This window comes from Pseudomonas sp. EL_65y_Pfl1_R83, from assembly GCF_963970695.1.
Classification (GTDB): domain Bacteria; phylum Pseudomonadota; class Gammaproteobacteria; order Pseudomonadales; family Pseudomonadaceae; genus Aquipseudomonas; species Aquipseudomonas tritici.
Window position 1 is genome coordinate 65170 of record NZ_CAXAQI010000009.1, and the last position, 16291, is coordinate 81460.

Below are 16291 nucleotides of genomic sequence, written 5' to 3' on the forward strand. Positions count from 1 at the left end.
CAGGCCAGCTCCCATATTTTGAATGGTGAACACCGTCAACTGTGGGCGCTGGCCTGCCAGCGATGGCGATCAGAAGGTCGCTAGAGAAACATCTCTCGCACCAACCCATGCCGCTGCATCTTCTCATTCAAGGTTCGCCGGGGCAGTTGCAGCTCGGCCAGCACGGCCTTGATATCGCCCTTGTGCCGCGTCAGCGCAGCCTTCAGGCAATGTGCTTCAAACGCCTCCTGCTGCGCCGCCAACGATTGTCCGGCCTCGACGCCTTCCGGTTCCGGCTCGCCAAGGCCCAGTACCTGGCGCTCGGCAACGTTGGCCAATTCACGCACATTGCCCGGCCAGTCATGGCTGAGCAGGCGCCCCAGTTGCGCACCGCTCAGCGGTTCAACGCGGCGGCCCAGGCGTTCGGCGGCACTCTGTGCAAAGTGGTCGAACAGCAACGGGATATCTTCACGGCGCTCACGCAAGGGCGGTAGGCGCAATTGCGCGACGTTCAATCGGTAGGCCAAGTCTTCGCGAAAGCGCCCGGCGCGGGCCTCTTCCAGCAGGTCCGGCTTGGTGGCGGCGATGATGCGCAGATCCACGTGGATACTTTGGTTGGAGCCCAGTCGCTCGAGCTTCTGTTCCTGCAATACGCGCAGCAGTTTCACCTGCTGGGCCAGCGGCATGCTTTCGATTTCATCGAGGAACAGCGTGCCGCCGTGGGCGTATTCCAGTTTGCCGATGCGCTTGCCCTGGGCGCCGGTGAATGCGCCGCTTTCGTGGCCGAACAGCTCGGCCTCGAACAACTGCTCGGGGATCGCCGCGCAGTTGAGTGCCACAAAGGGTTTTTTCGCCCGGGGGCCGAAGTCATGCAGGCAACGGGCAACCCGCTCCTTGCCACTGCCGGTCTCGCCACGGATCAGCACATTGACCGGCAGGCTCGCCAAATCCAGCACCTGGCGGCGTAGGGTTTGCAAACCTCTAGACACGCCTAAAAGGGTCGACTCCAACTGTGCGCGATGATCGGCCTGTTGATGCAGGCGACGGTTTTCCAGGATCAATCCACGCTTGTCCAAGGCGCGGCGCAGGCTGTTGAGCAGGGCGTCGGGGCTGAAGGGTTTTTCCAGGAAGTCGTAGGCACCGTCGCGCATGGCGTCGACGGCCATCGGCACATCGCCGTGGCCGGTCAGCAATATCACCGGCAAATCCGCATCACGGCGCTGCACTTCGGCCAACAGTTCCAGGCCGCTGAGCCCCGGCATACGTACGTCGCTCAGGATCACCCCGGGAAAGTCCTTGGGCAGTTTCGCCAGGCATTCCTCGGCGCGGCTGAACAACTGCACTTCAAACCCAGACAGGCTCAACCACTGCTCGACCGCCTTACGGATACTGGCTTCGTCGTCGACCACAATCACCGCGTTCAACATAGGTCGGGCGTCTCCAGCGCGATAGGCAGGGTCAGGGTGAAAGCCGCGCCGTCGCCACGGTTGGCGGCGATCAGGCGGCCGCCCAGTTCGTGCACGATAGCGTAGGACACTGCCAGCCCCAGGCCGAGCCCGTCACCCACTGGCTTGGTGGTGAAGAACGGGTCGAACACGTTGTTCAGGTGTTCTTCGGCAATCCCGCCGCCGCTGTCGCTGACGGTGAGTTGCCACAGTTGTTCATCGGCGTGCAGGCGGATTTCCAGGCGTTTACGTGGCTTTTCGGCCATGGCGTCGAGCGCGTTGCGCAGCAGGTTGATCAGTACCTGTTCCAGGCGGATTGCATCGCCACGGACCCAGGCGGGGCGTGTCAGGTCCAGCACGACGCCGATGGCTTCATCGCGCAAGCGTGCGTCGAGCAGGTGCAAGGACTGATCGACCACGCTGGCCAAGTCCAGTCGTTCACGCAGGCCGCTCGGGCTTTTGCGCGCGAAGGTCTTGAGGTGGCCGGTGAGCGCGGCCATGCGCGTGAGCATGTCGTCCAGCGGCGTGAGCGCCTTGTAGGCGTCGTCGACGCGGCCGTGATCCAGCAGCAGGCGCAAGGTGGCCAACTGCATGCGCTGGGCGGTCAGCGGCTGATTGATTTCATGGGCGAGGGCGGCGGACATTTGCCCCAGTGCCGCCAATTTGGCCGACTGCACCAGGCCATCCTGGGCAGTGCGTAGCGCCTGGGTGCGTTCTTCCACCAGTTGCTCAAGCTCTTCGCGGCTGCGCTGGCGCAGGCGGGCCAGGCGCCAGCGCTGGGTCAGGAACAGCACCAGGAACACCAGCGCCAGCCAGGAACCGGCGGCGGCGAGGCCGGCGTTGCGCTGGTCCTCAAAAGCGAACTGCGGTTTACGCAGCAGGTGCAGGGTCCAGCCTTCGGCCTTCAGCGGCAGGGATTCCCAGATGTAATTGGCGTTACCGTCCGGACCATTGACGCGCATCAAATGGCTGTTTTCGTCAAAGCGTTGCAGCGTCTGGGTGTCCAACGGCTGCAGGTGTTTTTTGTCGTATTGGCGGGTGGCCTTGAGTTCGGCGAGATCGCTGGCCGACAGCGGCCGCAGGTTGCGATAACGCCAGCCCGGTTGATTGGCGATAAACACGATGCCACGCGCGTCGCTGACCAGCAGCAGGTCATTGCCCTGGGCCCACTCGCGCTCAAGTTCGGGGAACTCCAGCTTGACCACCATGGCGCCGAGAAACTGTTCGTGCTCGTCCACCACGGCGCTGGAGAGAAAGTAACCCGGTATGCCAGTGGTCACGCCGACCGCGTAAAAACGCCCGGTGCCCTGGCTCAGGGTCTGGATGAAATACGGCCGGAAGGCGTAGTTATGGCCGACATAGCTGCTCGGCAGGCTCCAGTTGCTGGCGGCAACGGCGAGGCCGGTGCGGTCCATCAATTCCAGGGTGGACGATTGCGCGGCACCGTTTATGCGTTCGAGCTTGCGGTTCAGTACGTCCTGAGTTTGAGCATCCACCGGCCTTTTCAAGGCATTGATCATCTCCGAGTCCAGCGCCAGCACAGCCGGGAGCGCTCGGTAGCGTTCGATCAGGGTATGCAGTGAGTTGGCATACAGCGCGAGTTGCTGGTTGGCACGGGCCGCATCCTCCCCCAGAGCCTGGCGTTCGGCATGGCGCGTGGCCAAGGCCGCGGCCAGCACCGCACCGGCGATGATCAGCAAGGAATAGAAGGTCAGGCGCAGGGGGCGAGGGATCACGATCATACGGTGATGAGCAGGCGCAGAAAGGGGAGTGCACCATAGCATGCGCGACGTTAATGTTGTGGCGAGCGGGGCCGGCTCACGGCAGAGAAATCAGCAGGCAATAAAAAGGCGACTGGGCCATGAGCCGCAGTCGCCTTTGTCCCCGCGAAAGAAGCGCTTACTGCACTTCTACCGCCAGGCTTTCACTGATCTTTTTCTGCCAGATGGCAGGACCGGTGATGTGCACGGATTCGCCCTTGCTGTCCACCGCAACGGTGACCGGCATGTCTTTCACGTCGAACTCGTAGATCGCTTCCATGCCCAGTTCGGCGAAGGCGACAACGCGCGACTTCTTGATGGCTTGCGCCACCAGGTAAGCAGCACCGCCAACGGCCATCAGGTACACGGCTTTGTGGTCCTTGATCGCTTCGATGGCGGTCGGGCCGCGCTCGGATTTGCCGATCATGCCCAGCAGGCCGGTTTGCTCGAGGATCTGACGCGTGAACTTGTCCATCCGCGTCGCGGTGGTCGGGCCAGCCGGGCCAACCACTTCTTCGCGCACCGGATCAACCGGGCCAACGTAGTAGATGAAGCGACCCTTGAGGTCCACTGGCAGGGTTTCGCCCTTGTTCAGCATCTCGACCATGCGCTTGTGCGCCGCATCGCGACCGGTGAGCATCTTACCGTTGAGCAACACGGTCTCGCCCGGCTTCCAGCTCTGCACTTCTTCTGGGGTCAGGGTGTCGAGGTTGACGCGACGGGCCGATGGGCCGGCTTCCCAGACGATTTCCGGGTAGGCGTCCAGCGGTGGCGCTTCCAGCGACGCCGGGCCCGAACCGTCGAGCACGAAGTGTGCGTGACGGGTGGCGGCGCAGTTGGGGATCATGCACACCGGCAGCGAGGCGGCGTGGGTCGGGTAGTCCATGATTTTGACGTCGAGCACCGTGGTCAGGCCACCCAGGCCCTGGGCGCCGATGCCCAGTTGGTTGACCTTCTCGAACAGCTCCAGGCGCATCTCTTCGATACGGTTCTGCGGGCCGCGCTTTTTCAGCTCGTGGATGTCGATGGATTCCATCAACACTTCCTTGGCCATCACGGCGGCTTTTTCGGCGGTACCGCCGATGCCAATGCCGAGCATGCCCGGTGGGCACCAGCCGGCACCCATGGTCGGAACGGTCTTCAAGACCCAGTCGACGATCGAGTCGGACGGGTTGAGCATGGCCATTTTCGACTTATTCTCGGAACCGCCACCCTTGGCCGCTACGTCCACTTCCACGGTGTTACCCGGGACGATGGAGTAGTGGATGACCGCCGGGGTGTTGTCCTTGGTGTTCTTACGCGCGCCTGCCGGGTCGGCCAGGATGGATGCACGCAGGACGTTTTCCGGCAGGTTGTAGGCGCGACGCACGCCCTCGTTGATCATGTCGTCCAGGCCCATGGTGGCGCCATCCCAACGTACGTCCATGCCCACGCGCACGAACACGGTAACGATACCGGTGTCCTGGCAGATCGGGCGATGGCCGGTGGCGCACATGCGCGAGTTGATCAGGATCTGGGCGATGGAGTCACGGGCCGCTGGCGATTCTTCGCGCAGGTAGGCTTCGTGCATGGCCTGGATGAAATCAACCGGATGGTAGTAGGAAATGAATTGCAGGGCGTCAGCAACGCTCTGAATCAGGTCGTCTTGCTTGATCACGGTCATGAGTCGCGCTCCTCTATAAGGGAACATTCAATAAGGTGGCTTCAGTGGGGTGCATCGGTCGGCTGAAACCACCTTTCCAAGGCACGCCACTGGTGCAGGCGCGACGCTAAAAAGGCGCGGCAGTATAACCCGACACGGTGGCCGATACACCCGACTATGGTCAAACTGTCGCAGGCATGATTCCCTGTGCGCGCCTCTTATGATGGAGTCCTTATATGCCTGAACTGTACGTCGGCGAACGCCATTGGTCGGTATCCACCGGCAGCAACCTGCTGGATGCCCTGAACCAGGCAGGTGTTGCTGTGCCTTACAGTTGCCGCGCTGGGAGTTGCCATGCCTGCCTGGTGCGTTGCCAAGGTGATGTCGAGGACAAGCAACCCGAGGCCTTGAGCCCGGCGCAACGCCAGGATGGCTGGCGGTTGGCCTGTCAGTGCCAGGTCAGCGGGGATGTGCGGGTCGAGGCGTTTGACCCGACGCGTGAGGGTTTGCCGGCGCAGGTAGTGGGTGCTGATTGGCTGAATCCGAGCGTGCTGCGCCTGCGCCTGCAGTCGGAGCGTGGCCTGCGTTACCGGGCCGGGCAGCACCTGGTGTTGTGGGCGGGGCAGGTGGCACGTCCATATTCCCTGGCGAGCCTGCCACAGGAAGATCCCTTTCTGGAGTTTCACCTTGACTGCTGCCACCCCGGCGAATTCAGCGATCTTGCCCGGCAGTTGCAGATTGGCGATCACCTGCGCCTGGGCGAACTGCGTGGCGGTGCGCTGCAATACGACCCCGACTGGCAATCCCGACCGCTGTGGCTGCTGGCCTCCGGCACAGGGTTAGGGCCGTTGTGGGGCGTGTTGCGCGAGGCGCTGCGCCAGGATCACCAGGGCGCCATCCGCGTGATTCACCTGGCCCATGATGCTCAAGGCCATTATCTCGCCGAACCCTTGGCGGCGTTGGCTGCGCAGCATCCCAACCTCACGGTGGAGCTGTGGACGGCGGCCGGGTCGGCACAGGCATTGGCGCAACTGCGGCTTGTTTCGCGGCAAACGCTGGCTCTACTCTGCGGTCACCCCGTCAGCGTCGAGGCCTTTTCCAAGCGCCTGTTCCTGGCGGGACTGCCGCGTAATCAACTGCTGGCCGATGTGTTCCTGCCCCGTGGTTGAGCGCTGAACTCCACAGCCGCGAGATCTGCCATGACTGACGCCCTCCTGCAGCACCGCGAACGCGGGCTGATGATCCTGCAGCTCAATCGTCCCGAGAAGAAAAATGCGCTGACTCGGGCCATGTATACCCAATTGGCCGAGGCGCTCGAGCAGGCCGATGCGGATGTGGATATCCGCTGCGTGCTGATCCAGGGCAGCAGTGAGTGTTTCACTGCGGGCAACGACATCGGCGACTTTCTCGAACAGCCGCCCAGCGACCTCGACAGCCCACCGTTTCATTTCATGAAGAGCCTGCTCAACTGCCGCAAGCCGGTGATCGCCGCGGTAGCAGGTGCAGCGGTGGGTATCGGTACAACCCTGCTGCTGCATTGCGACCTTGTGTATGTCAGCCGTGATGCACGATTGCGCATGCCGTTCGTCAACCTGGGGCTGTGTCCGGAGTTTGGTTCGAGCCTGATCCTGCCGAGGTTGTTGGGTCACGCCAAGGCGGCTGAGTTATTGCTGCTGGGCGAGGGCTTCAGCGGCGAGCAGGCGGCGGCGTGGGGGATTGCCACCGAGGCGTTGGGTAGCGGCGAGGCGGCGTTGGCCAGGGCGCGGGAAATGGCCGAGCGCTTTGAGACATTGGCGCCGGGAGCGGTGCAGGTGACCAAGCAACTCATGAAGAGTGTGGATCGCGAGCAATTGCGGCAGGTGATTGAGGAGGAGGGCGCGTTGTTTACCCAGCGGTTGAGGTCGCCGGAGGCGATTGCTGCGTTGTCGGCTTTCATTTCTCGGCGCTGATGTTGTATGGCTAGGCCATTGAAGCCAATACAAAAACCAATCTGAAAAACAAAAGCCCCGCCATTCACATGGCGGGGCTTTTGTTTTTCAGCGCGTCACTCAGACCATTGGGTCGCCCACGTGCAGGATCTTCATGCCGTTGGTGCCACCGATGGTGTGGTAGCTGTCGCCCTTGGTCAGGATGACCCAGTCGCCTTTCTCCACGACGCCGCGCTTGATCAGCTCGTCGATGGCCGCCTGGCTGACTTCATGCGGTGGCAACGAAGCCGGGTCGAACGGGACGGTGTACACGCCACGGAACATGGCCGCGCGGGCCTGGGTTTCGCGGTGCGGGGAGAACGCATAGATCGGTACCGAGGAACGGATGCGCGACATGATCAGCGGCGTATAGCCACTTTCGGTCAAGGCGATGATCGCCTTCACACCCGGGAAGTGGTTGGCGGTGTACATGGCCGCCAGGGCGATACTCTGGTCGCAGCTTTCGAACTCTTTGCCAATGCGGTGGCTGGAGGTCTTGCTGGTCGGGTGCTTTTCGGCGCCGAGGCAGATACGCGCCATGGCTTGCACCGCTTCCAGCGGATACGGGCCAGCGGCACTTTCAGCTGAGAGCATCACCGCATCGGTGTAGTCGAGCACGGCGTTGGCTACGTCGGACACTTCGGCGCGGGTCGGCATCGGGTTCTGGATCATCGACTCCATCATCTGGGTCGCTACGATCACCGCTTTGTTGTGGCGGCGCGCGTGCAGGATGATCTTCTTCTGGATACCGATCAGCTCAGCGTCACCGATTTCCACGCCCAGGTCGCCACGCGCAACCATCACCGCGTCGGAAGCCTTGATCAGGCCGTCGAGGGTTTCGTCGTTGGCCACAGCTTCGGCGCGTTCGATCTTCGCCACCAGCCAGGCAGTACCGCCGGCTTCGTCGCGCAGTTTACGGGCGTATTCCATGTCGGCGGCGTCGCGCGGGAAGGACACCGCGAGGTAGTCCACTTCCATTTCGGCGGCAAGCTTGATGTCGGCCTTGTCTTTTTCCGTCAGGGCCGGCGCCGTCAGGCCACCACCGCGACGGTTGATGCCTTTGTGGTCAGACAGCGGACCACCGATCAACACGACGCAATGCAGCTCAGTCGGGGTCGCGGTTTCGACGCGCATCACAACACGACCGTCGTCCAGCAGCAGTTCGTCACCGACGCCGCAGTCCTTGACCAGGTCCGGGTAGTCGATACCCACGACTTGCTGGTTGCCTTCGGTCAGCGGATGGCTGGTGGAGAACGTGAAGTTGTCACCGATCTTCAGCTCGATCCGCTTGTTGGCGAATTTGGCGATACGGATTTTCGGGCCTTGCAGGTCACCCAGCAGTGCCACGAAGCGGCCGTGCTTGGCGGCCAGGTCACGCACCAGCTTGGCGCGAGCCTTGTGCTCGTCTGGGGTGCCGTGGGAAAAGTTCAGACGGGCGACGTCCAAGCCAGCCAGAATCAGCTGTTCGAGGACTTCCGGCGAGTTGCTGGCCGGGCCAAGGGTGGCGACGATTTTGGTGCGACGGACGGACATGCACAGACTCCTGAGTTCAAGCGCTGAGGAAGGCTACTATGCTCTTTCGTTGTAGTCATTGTTCGTTTGCACTACTTATCGACGATTGACTTGTTTTCGTTGTGGCTGAATACGAACATCCTTGAAGATTTTCGACGATGGGTCGATACACTGCACAAGACAGGAGAACCCTCATGCGAATTTTGCTCATTGCTGCCCTGGCCGTCAGTGTTGTCGGCTGCACCCGTTGGTCGATGGATCACCATTTGAACAATGCCTACCGCGCCTACAAGGTCGGTGATTGTGAGCGTGTCACCCTGGAATTGTCCCAGGTCGACCGCGAAAGTCGTACCCGGCGTTATGTACAGCCGGAGGTCTCGATGTTGCGCGGCCAATGCCTGGAACGGCAAAAGCTGTTTGTCGACGCGGTACAGACTTATCAATTCATCATTAATCAGTACCCGTCGAGTGAGTACGCCTACCGTGCTCGCGCGAGGCTCGACACCTTGCAACAACTTGGGCATTACCCCGGAGCCCGCGTCGCTCAGCCGCGTCCAGCCTCCCTTTGATGATATTCGTCATTTCATAACTGGCCTGCTGCAAGTCTTGAGCTATTCTTTGAATGTTCGTTTGTACAAGTTTCCATTCGAACGAATCAAGGGTCCGGACTCGGCGGCCGTCCATCGGCAACTATTGCCTGTTGTCGCACCGAGATCCAGGGAGAGCGAGCGGTTTTTCTCGTACCGAATCACTGGCACGGCCGCAGTCATGGCCATTGGATGGCGATCTCACCATGTTTACCGACCGACGGATTGAGCGGCATCAGCTACCTTACTTTCTGCAAGTGTTTAACCGTCTCACCGATAAGCCCATCGGCTTCTTGGGCAATGTCTCGGAAGGTGGGCTGATGTTAATCAGCCAATTGCCCATGATGGTCGACGTGGACTTCGAGCTGCGGTTGAAGATTCCCAGTGCTGACGGCACCTTCCATCCAATCGATCTGACGGCAACCTGCCTGTGGAGCCACGAGGATATCAACCCGCAGCAGTACGATTCAGGTTTCAGCGTGCTCCACGCTCCTGAGGAATATGGGCAACTGATCAACGTGTTGCTGCACTACTTCAGTTTTGATCCCTTGCAGGCTTCGGCCTAGACACAGTGCATTTTCTATCCGGTTTTTTGGGGGGGCTGCCGTGTGCGCGTGCTCTTTTCAGAGCGCACCCGCTTTCTTCCAGCCCAGGTAACGTGTCACCAGGGCCGGTCCCAGTTCACACGGCAAGGTGTCCAATACGGATAGGCCTTGGGCGGCGAGGCGGTCATGCAATTCGTCGCGGGTATTCAGGTAGTCGATGGTGCCGCTGTAGGCCAAGGCTTCAGGCAAGGTTTGCACGGGCGCCTGGCGCAGTTGATCGAGTACTTCCTCGCGCAAACTGGCGACCAGCACCCTGTGCTGACGGCTGATACGCTTGACTGCAGTCAGCAGTGCCTCATCGTCCTCATCGCGCAGGTTGGTCACCACGATTACCAACGCGCGCCGCTTTTGTCGAGTCAGCAAATCACTTGCCGCGGTCTGGTAATCGGCAGTCCGTCGGGTGGTCTCGAGGTCGTACACGGCGTTGAGCAACAGGTTCAGCTGGCCGCTGCCCTTGACCGGTGCCAGGTAGCGTGGCGGGTCACCGGCAAAGGTGCACAGGCCCACCGCATCACCCTGGCGCAAGGCAACGTAGCTGAGCAACAGACAGGCATTGAGGGCGTGGTCAAAATGCGACAGCTCGCCATCCTGGCTACGCATGCGTCGTCCACAATCAAGCATGAACACGATCTGTTGGTCGCGCTCATCCTGGTATTCACGGGCGATGGGCGTGCGCTGTCGGGCGGTGGCCTTCCAATCGATCTGCCTTAGGCTGTCACCGTCGCGAAACTCGCGCAGTTGATGAAACGCCTGCCCCAATCCACGTCGTTGACGTTGACGCACACCCAGTTGGCTCAGCCAGTTGTCCACCCCCAGCAATTGCGCGCCGTACAGTCGGGCGAAATCCGGGTAGACACGTGTGGCATCGCTCACATCGATAAGTCGCCGCGCCGACCACAGGCCCATGGGGCTGGGCAGGTGAATTTCACAGCAACTGAAACTGAAATGCCCGCGCCGCAAAGGGCGAAGGCGGTAACCCAGCTCACTGCTTTCACCCGGGCGCAGCGCTATGGACTGGGGCAGGTTCTCGACACTCAATCCATCGGGGACATGATCGAATACCTGCACCGTCAGCGGCTGTGGGAAGTCATGCTCCAAAGCCAGCCGTACTTCGCCCCACCGTCCCAGCGCCAGGCTGCCGGGCAGCTGTCGTTGCACACGGGGGGATGGACGCCGACGCATGCGTATCGCATCCAGCGTAGCCAGCAGCAACAGTGCGAGGAGCAACCCCCATGCGATTGAGTGCAAGGTGTCGGGCACCTTGAACTGCAATGCTGTTGCGGTGCCTAGCAATATGCCCAAGGCCAGCAATACGCCGAGCCAGTTCAGCAGCAGACGGGTCGGTTTCATGGGCGAGTCATTGCCGAGGCGCCGGAATCTGATCGAGCATTTGCTTGAGCACCTGGTCGACCTCCAGCCCGTCGATGTCCAACTCTGGCGCTATACGCACCCGATGACGCAGTACGGCCAAGGCGCATCCCTTGATGTCGTCCGGGGTGACGAATTCACCACCGCGCAACAGGGCGCGAGCACGCGCGCAACGCACCAGGGCGATGGAGGCCCGCGGCCCGGCGCCGATGGTCAGCCCCGGCCAACTACGAGTGGTGCGCGCCAGGCGCACGGCATAGTCGAGCACCTGTTCATCCAGGGCCAATTCACTGGCAAACCGCTGCAGTTGCAGCACGTCCTCGGCCTGCAATACGGTGCGCAATGGGTGTACATCCAGCATGTCGGCCCGGGACGAGCGCGTTACTTCGCGCACCATATCCAGCTCCTGCTGCGCGTCGGGATAATCCATGCGCACCTTGAGCATAAAACGATCCAGTTCCGCTTCCGGTAAGGGGTAGGTGCCTTCCTGTTCGATGGGGTTCTGGGTCGCCAGTACCATGAACGGTTGGCCGATAGGCAGCGCCTCGCCTTCAAGGGTGACTTGCCGTTCCTGCATGGCCTCAAGCAAGGCCGCCTGGGTCTTGGCCGGGGCGCGGTTGATTTCGTCGGCCAGCAACAAGTGGGTGAACACCGGGCCTTTGCGCAATTTGAATTGCTCGGTGTGCAGGTCATATACGGCGTGGCCGGTGACATCGCTGGGCATCAGGTCCGGGGTGAACTGGATACGCGCGAAATCGCCATCAAAGCAACGTGCGAGGGCGCGTACCAGCAGGGTTTTGCCCAGCCCAGGCACCCCTTCGAGCAGCACGTGGCCACCGGCGATCAGTGCAGTCAGGACATCGTCGATCACCTGGTCCTGGCCAATCACCGCCTTGCGCAATTCAGTGCGCAGAGCCTGGGCTTGCCCGCTGGCACGTTGCAAGGTTTCGCTGGTCAGGGCAGTGGCGCTTGGAATTTCGCTCATAGGGCATTCCTGAGGGTTTGCAGGCACGCCACCTGCCGGCTGAAATCGGCGCTGGAAAGCCGTTTTGCCGGAAGTGGGCCAAGGGCCTGGCTGATGACGTGAGAGGGTTGGTGCGTCAGGTGTTCAAGTACCCGCCACTGTTCTGCATTGTCGAGGTGTTCAAAACCGGTGTGACGACGCTTGGCGGCACGCAAGACATCGCGCTGCAGGGCACGCAGCAGCGTGCCCTGGCCGCTGCGGCGCAGCAGGAAGTCGGCGCTGGCTTTCAGGTGTTCCTGCCACTGGCGGCGTGCATTGGGTGGGGCAGGCTGGATCGGGCCCTGACGCATTCCGGCCCGCCACAGTGCCAGGGCGACCAAAGCAATGACTGCGACCAGAGCCTGGGGGAAGTACCGCAACAGCAGGGTAAACAAGTCGTCGAAGTCGCTGTTGAACAGCAGGGTCACGGCTGTGCCCTGGGTCAGATACCACAGCAGCCAGGCATTGTCGTGCCTACCAATACTCGGGGTTTTCCACAGGTCACTGTCGGTGATCACCGTGACGCGGCCTCTGCCAAGGTCGAGTTGCATCAGGTGGCTCGACGTTGCGCTGTTGGCAGAAAACTGGGCCAGGTGCTTGGGGTCGGTAAGGTTGAAGTCCGTGTCGAAACTGACATAAGCCGGTGCGGTTTCATTGTCGACGTAGAGTTTGGTCAGGTCCGGGGCTTTCTTTTTGAGAGGCGTCTTCTCTGTAGGTGCAAGCTCTTCAGGTTCATCACTCAAGGTCTGGTGGATATCCAGGCGATCGAGCAGCAGGTCGCCGCTTTTGCCAGTCTCTTCATCCCATAGCGCCTCGGCCACCAATAACAGATGGCCGCCGGATTTGACCCAAGCTAACAGTTGCTCTACCTGGCGTGGTGACATGTTGCTGCGCTCGCCAAGCAATAAAAGGCTGTGGCCCTTGGCCGGCAGCGTCGTCAGCCGTTCCGCGCTGTTGGCATGGTCCACGGACAGGCCTTGTTGGCTTAGAAAGTGTTCCGCCGCCAGGTAGGGGTTTGCCAGGGCTTCTGGAGAAGGGCCGCGATCCACCACTTCGTCGTAGGGGATCGCCTTGCTCCACACGAAGTAACCACCCGCGCCAAGCAGGCACGCCAGCAATAGTCCCACCCATATTAGAGGCCGGTTCATGGGTTGTTCCCCGAGCTGAACAGGGTGCGCCAATCAGTGCAGAGTTTTTGCTGGGCTGAAAGGGGTGGAAGGTGATGGCCGTAGGCAAGGTTTTGCCAATGGCGGGTCAATTCGTCACTGAAGGCCAGCAACTGCGGTTGTTGCAGTTGGTGCACGCGCGCCAGGACCTGGCCTTCCGTGTCAGCGCTTTTAAGCGGCAGATTGAAATCATGCAGCAGTCGGCTTAACAGGCCGCGGTACAGCAGGCCGAGGGCTTCCCTTGGTTGGGTGGCCCATAGGTCCTCGGCGGCGCTGGCAACATCGTCGGGCAAGGTTTCGGTGCCCAGTTCGAGACCGAATAATTGTGTCGGCACGGGTTTCATGACGTTTGGCTTGCGCGGCCCGCGCCGGCTGACAAACGTGCTCAACCAGTCGCGATAACGCCATGCCAGCATGATCAAGACGCCGATCAGCAGGCCCCACAACAGTACCTCCAAGCCCTGGGCGATGCGCTTGAAGGTATTGCTGTTGAGGTTGTTCAGCAGCGCCTTCAACCAGTACGGGAGTTTACCGTCGCTGTGAGCCTTGTTTTTAACAGGGGTCTTGTCTTCGCCAAAGCGATAGCGGGTAACGGTTTCCGGATTTTTGAAGGGAGGCTTATCCAGCAGCGACTTGATGGATTGGCTCGCGTCCTGGGTGTTCAGTGGCTTGGCGGGGCTGGAAGCATCGGCCATGGCGGGTGGGCTGAATGGCAGCAGCGTCAGCCCTATTATCACTAATAATAGCGGCGCTACGCTGCTCAGGCGCTGACGAAGGCGTCGGAACGCCAGTTCCAGGTCCCAGGCCTCGAGTACGGTGCGGCGGTTAAGGTAAAGGCTGAAACCGCAGGCGACATAGATGGGCTCCCAAAACACCAGGATCAAGGCATAGAACGCGTTACTCAGGTGTTCCAGCCACAATTTTTCCGAGCTTGTCGCCAGTGCCAGACGTTGCCAGTCCCACTCCATCTCCACGTTCTGGGGAATGAACAGATAGAGCAGTGCCATGCAACCAAACCACAGGCCGATTTCCAGGTGCACCCCGATGGTTGTCAACCAACGTGCGGCTCCTGCGTTACGTTGCTGCAGCACGCCCAGTCGTTTTTGGCGTGCCGGACCCTCCAGGCCTTCGAGTTGACTCACTGGCATCAAAAAGCTGCGGCTCAGGCTGAACCGTCGCCAGGTCAGGCAGGCCAGCAGTTGGCCTTTCAGCAGTTTCGGCCACTGGCGCACGGCCTGCTTGATGCTGGGTGTTTCGCCAAATAAGGCCTTGGACAGGATGTAAAGCGGCAAGCGGTCAAAGGCCGGTTTGAGCCACCAGAACACGAATAGTGCAGTAGACGGGTACTGCCACAGCAGTGCAGTGAGTAAGACGAACACTGGCAGGCTCACCAGCGCCCAACTGCCCATCAGTAGCAGGCGATATTCGCGGGCCATCAATACGCCAAGGTCCATGGCTTCCCAGGCAGTACGTGGGCGGATTACCACGCTTGCATCACTCACGCGCATAGCGAGTCCTTCCGGCAAGGCCCAGGTAAGCCGCCACCAGCAGCCACAGAGCAGCGCCCACCAAGTATTTGACCCAAGGGGTGATGGCGGTGGTGGACGACCAATAAGCTTCGATAAAGGCTGCGATCAGCAGGAAGATCATGACGCCGCACAACATCTGCACGCTCTTGCGTGCCGCGCGCCGCAATGATTCGCCACGGGTCAATTGCCCTGGAGCAATCAGCGCCCAGCCCAGTTGCAAGCCTGCGGCACCGGCGAGCGCGATCGCTGTCAGCTCGAATGCACCATGGCCGATGACGAATGACCAGAAGGTCTGCCCGTAGCCGATTTCAGTCAGGTGCCCGGAGACTGCACCGATGACCAGGCCGTTGAAAATCAGAAAGAACACGCTGCCCAGCCCGAACAGTAAACCGGCGGCAAACGTCTGGAACGCTATGCCGGTGTTGTGCATAACGTAGTAGCCGAACATCATCCAGTCTTCGCTTGACGCACGCTCGGCGGCGCGGCCCAGGCGGCTGGCGTCGGGGTCATACATGCCCTGCATCTCGGCCACTTGCTGCGGGCTGACGATGCTGTAGATCAGGTCGGGGAACAGGTAGACCAACAGCGCGATACCCACCAGGCTGCCAAAGAACAGCAGGCTGGCGATCAGCACGAAACGCCATTGCTCGCGCACCAACCGAGGAAAATCAGCGAGTACGAACCCGAGCACATTTGCCGCCAATTGGCTGCGATGACGGTAGAGCTGTTGGTGGCCGCGCAGGGCCAGTTGTTGCAACGGGTCTATCAGATAGCTGCTGTAGCCCCGCGCCTGGGCTAAGGCCAGGTGTTGGCACAATCGTCGGTATTGATGGGGGAAGTCGGCCACGTCACTGGCTTTGGCCTTGCCCTGCTCCAACTGTTTCAGGTGTTCGGCAAAGGCTTGCCATTGAGGCTGGTGGCGGCTTTCGAAAAGGCTCTGTTTCATGTCGGCCCCAATAGGCCACGGGCAACACCATTGAGTTGCTCCACGGCGCGGGCCGGGGATACCTGCAAGGGAGAGGCGAGAATAGAGGCCAACTCATGAACGCGTTCGGTGGACAGTTCACCCTGACGTTCCGCGAAGCCAAGGATGGCCCGCTGTTCATTCAAATCCAGGGCGAAGGGCAGGCGCAAGGCCGCCGCTTGCGGGATTTGAGGGCGCGGCAACGACTGTTCCCGGTAGATCACCAGTGTGCCGGCGGCCAAGTCACCTAGGCGCTTGAAGTGAGGGTGTTGCAGGCAACTGATCGCGCCGAGAAAGTAGCCGAATGGCAGCATGTCGACAAACCGCAGCAGGTTACGGATCAGTGATGCGGACCAGCCAACCGGAGTGCCGTCATCTTGGACGACACGCAGCCCCATGACCTGTTTGCCGGGTGAGCAGCCCTGGTTGAGTACCTCGAACAGCACCATGTACCACCAACTGATCAGGAACAGCAGCAGCGAACCCAGGCCGATGCCGACGTTGCCGAGCAAGGCCAATGGCACCAGCAGAATGCCCATGACGATCCCGCGCAAACCAAGGTCGAAGGCAAAGGCCAGCACGCGTGGCACCAGGCCGGCCGGGCGCAGGGGCAGGTCGATGCCCTCAGGGGTTTCGATCTGGTAGCGGGTGTCCAATGGGGCTGACGGCATCGCGATCCTTGGCAGTGCGCAGAGGCTGGGAGACACGGATGCTAGCAGTGTCGGCGCTGGAAGCAACCATTCAAGGTTTTGCTGGATGTTTGT

Annotated in this window: 14 protein-coding genes; 4 read left to right on the forward strand and 10 right to left on the reverse strand. The window is 61.1% G+C overall.

The annotated features are described in order from the left end of the window. Nucleotides 1-80: 80 nt before the first annotated feature. From AACY08_RS14775 to AACY08_RS14785, 3 genes are all read right to left on the reverse strand, one after another. The gene (locus AACY08_RS14775; protein WP_339436020.1) at nt 81-1406 is read right to left on the reverse strand and encodes a sigma-54-dependent transcriptional regulator; all 1326 of its coding nucleotides are present in this window, start codon (nt 1404-1406) and stop codon (nt 81-83) included. Next, nucleotides 1400-3166, reverse strand: a complete 1767-nt coding sequence (locus AACY08_RS14780; RefSeq protein WP_339470099.1) for an ATP-binding protein — start codon at nt 3164-3166, stop codon at nt 1400-1402. Before AACY08_RS14780 ends, AACY08_RS14775 begins: the two co-directional genes overlap by 7 nt. 157 nt (nt 3167-3323) lie before the next feature. Continuing rightward, the gene (locus tag AACY08_RS14785) at nt 3324-4847 is read right to left on the reverse strand and encodes a fumarate hydratase (RefSeq protein ID WP_010208051.1); all 1524 of its coding nucleotides are present in this window, start codon (nt 4845-4847) and stop codon (nt 3324-3326) included. A 215-nt stretch (nt 4848-5062) separates the two neighbouring features. Here AACY08_RS14785 and AACY08_RS14790 point away from each other — a divergent pair, with 215 nt between their 5' ends. After that, entirely contained in the window at nt 5063-5995 is a 933-nt protein-coding gene (locus AACY08_RS14790) for an iron-sulfur-binding ferredoxin reductase (protein WP_339470100.1), read from the forward strand. 30 nt (nt 5996-6025) lie between these two features. Next, nucleotides 6026-6775, forward strand: coding sequence for an enoyl-CoA hydratase-related protein (locus tag AACY08_RS14795; protein WP_339470101.1), 750 nt, complete (start codon nt 6026-6028; stop codon nt 6773-6775). A 99-nt stretch (nt 6776-6874) separates the two neighbouring features. Here the strand turns inward: AACY08_RS14795 and pyk are convergent, their stop codons facing one another. Then, complete coding sequence (gene pyk / locus AACY08_RS14800) at nt 6875-8326, reverse strand: pyruvate kinase (RefSeq protein WP_339417239.1); 1452 nt, start codon at nt 8324-8326, stop codon at nt 6875-6877. 173 nt (nt 8327-8499) lie between these two features. Between pyk and AACY08_RS14805 the strand changes: the two genes are divergently transcribed. Further along, entirely contained in the window at nt 8500-8874 is a 375-nt protein-coding gene (locus AACY08_RS14805) for a hypothetical protein (RefSeq protein ID WP_049711727.1), read from the forward strand. A gap of 224 nt (nt 8875-9098) precedes the next feature. Continuing rightward, entirely contained in the window at nt 9099-9458 is a 360-nt protein-coding gene (locus tag AACY08_RS14810; RefSeq protein ID WP_339470102.1) for a PilZ domain-containing protein, read from the forward strand. A gap of 57 nt (nt 9459-9515) precedes the next feature. Here AACY08_RS14810 and AACY08_RS14815 read toward each other — a convergent pair whose 3' ends face one another. Genes AACY08_RS14815 through AACY08_RS14840 form a run of 6 tightly spaced genes read right to left on the reverse strand, consistent with a single transcriptional unit; the run spans nt 9516 to nt 16198 of the window. Beyond that, the gene (locus tag AACY08_RS14815) at nt 9516-10847 is read right to left on the reverse strand and encodes a DUF58 domain-containing protein (RefSeq protein WP_339470105.1); all 1332 of its coding nucleotides are present in this window, start codon (nt 10845-10847) and stop codon (nt 9516-9518) included. Nucleotides 10848-10854: 7 nt separating this feature from the next. Beyond that, entirely contained in the window at nt 10855-11850 is a 996-nt protein-coding gene (locus AACY08_RS14820) for an AAA family ATPase (RefSeq protein WP_339436024.1), read from the reverse strand. Further along, on the reverse strand, nt 11847-13016 hold the full coding sequence (locus AACY08_RS14825) for a DUF4350 domain-containing protein (RefSeq protein WP_339470106.1): 1170 nt from the start codon (nt 13014-13016) through the stop codon (nt 11847-11849). Before AACY08_RS14825 ends, AACY08_RS14820 begins: the two co-directional genes overlap by 4 nt. Then, a complete protein-coding gene (locus tag AACY08_RS14830; RefSeq protein ID WP_339470107.1) occupies nt 13013-14542 on the reverse strand; it encodes a DUF4129 domain-containing protein in 1530 nt (509 codons plus the stop codon). The genes AACY08_RS14825 and AACY08_RS14830 overlap by 4 nt, the downstream gene beginning before the upstream one ends. After that, nucleotides 14529-15509, reverse strand: a complete 981-nt coding sequence (locus AACY08_RS14835) for a stage II sporulation protein M (protein WP_339470108.1) — start codon at nt 15507-15509, stop codon at nt 14529-14531. Before AACY08_RS14835 ends, AACY08_RS14830 begins: the two co-directional genes overlap by 14 nt. Beyond that, on the reverse strand, nt 15506-16198 hold the full coding sequence (locus AACY08_RS14840) for an RDD family protein (RefSeq protein ID WP_339470109.1): 693 nt from the start codon (nt 16196-16198) through the stop codon (nt 15506-15508). Before AACY08_RS14840 ends, AACY08_RS14835 begins: the two co-directional genes overlap by 4 nt. Nucleotides 16199-16291: the final 93 nt, after the last annotated feature.

Excerpts from the sequence above, each read along its gene's own strand:
- AACY08_RS14840 (WP_339470109.1), bottom strand. The coding sequence starts at position 16,198 with ATGCCGTCAGCCCCATTGGACACCCGCTACCAGATCGAAACCCCTGAG.
- AACY08_RS14830 (WP_339470107.1), bottom strand. The coding sequence starts at position 14,542 with ATGCGCGTGAGTGATGCAAGCGTGGTAATCCGCCCACGTACTGCCTGG.
- AACY08_RS14775 (WP_339436020.1), bottom strand. The coding sequence starts at position 1,406 with ATGTTGAACGCGGTGATTGTGGTCGACGACGAAGCCAGTATCCGTAAG.
- AACY08_RS14810 (WP_339470102.1), top strand. The coding sequence starts at position 9,099 with ATGTTTACCGACCGACGGATTGAGCGGCATCAGCTACCTTACTTTCTG.
- pyk (WP_339417239.1), bottom strand. The coding sequence starts at position 8,326 with ATGTCCGTCCGTCGCACCAAAATCGTCGCCACCCTTGGCCCGGCCAGC.
- AACY08_RS14785 (WP_010208051.1), bottom strand. The coding sequence starts at position 4,847 with ATGACCGTGATCAAGCAAGACGACCTGATTCAGAGCGTTGCTGACGCC.
- AACY08_RS14835 (WP_339470108.1), bottom strand. The coding sequence starts at position 15,509 with ATGAAACAGAGCCTTTTCGAAAGCCGCCACCAGCCTCAATGGCAAGCC.
- AACY08_RS14820 (WP_339436024.1), bottom strand. The coding sequence starts at position 11,850 with ATGAGCGAAATTCCAAGCGCCACTGCCCTGACCAGCGAAACCTTGCAA.
- AACY08_RS14825 (WP_339470106.1), bottom strand. The coding sequence starts at position 13,016 with ATGAACCGGCCTCTAATATGGGTGGGACTATTGCTGGCGTGCCTGCTT.
- AACY08_RS14790 (WP_339470100.1), top strand. The coding sequence starts at position 5,063 with ATGCCTGAACTGTACGTCGGCGAACGCCATTGGTCGGTATCCACCGGC.
- AACY08_RS14805 (WP_049711727.1), top strand. The coding sequence starts at position 8,500 with ATGCGAATTTTGCTCATTGCTGCCCTGGCCGTCAGTGTTGTCGGCTGC.
- AACY08_RS14815 (WP_339470105.1), bottom strand. The coding sequence starts at position 10,847 with ATGAAACCGACCCGTCTGCTGCTGAACTGGCTCGGCGTATTGCTGGCC.
- AACY08_RS14780 (WP_339470099.1), bottom strand. The coding sequence starts at position 3,166 with ATGATCGTGATCCCTCGCCCCCTGCGCCTGACCTTCTATTCCTTGCTG.
- AACY08_RS14795 (WP_339470101.1), top strand. The coding sequence starts at position 6,026 with ATGACTGACGCCCTCCTGCAGCACCGCGAACGCGGGCTGATGATCCTG.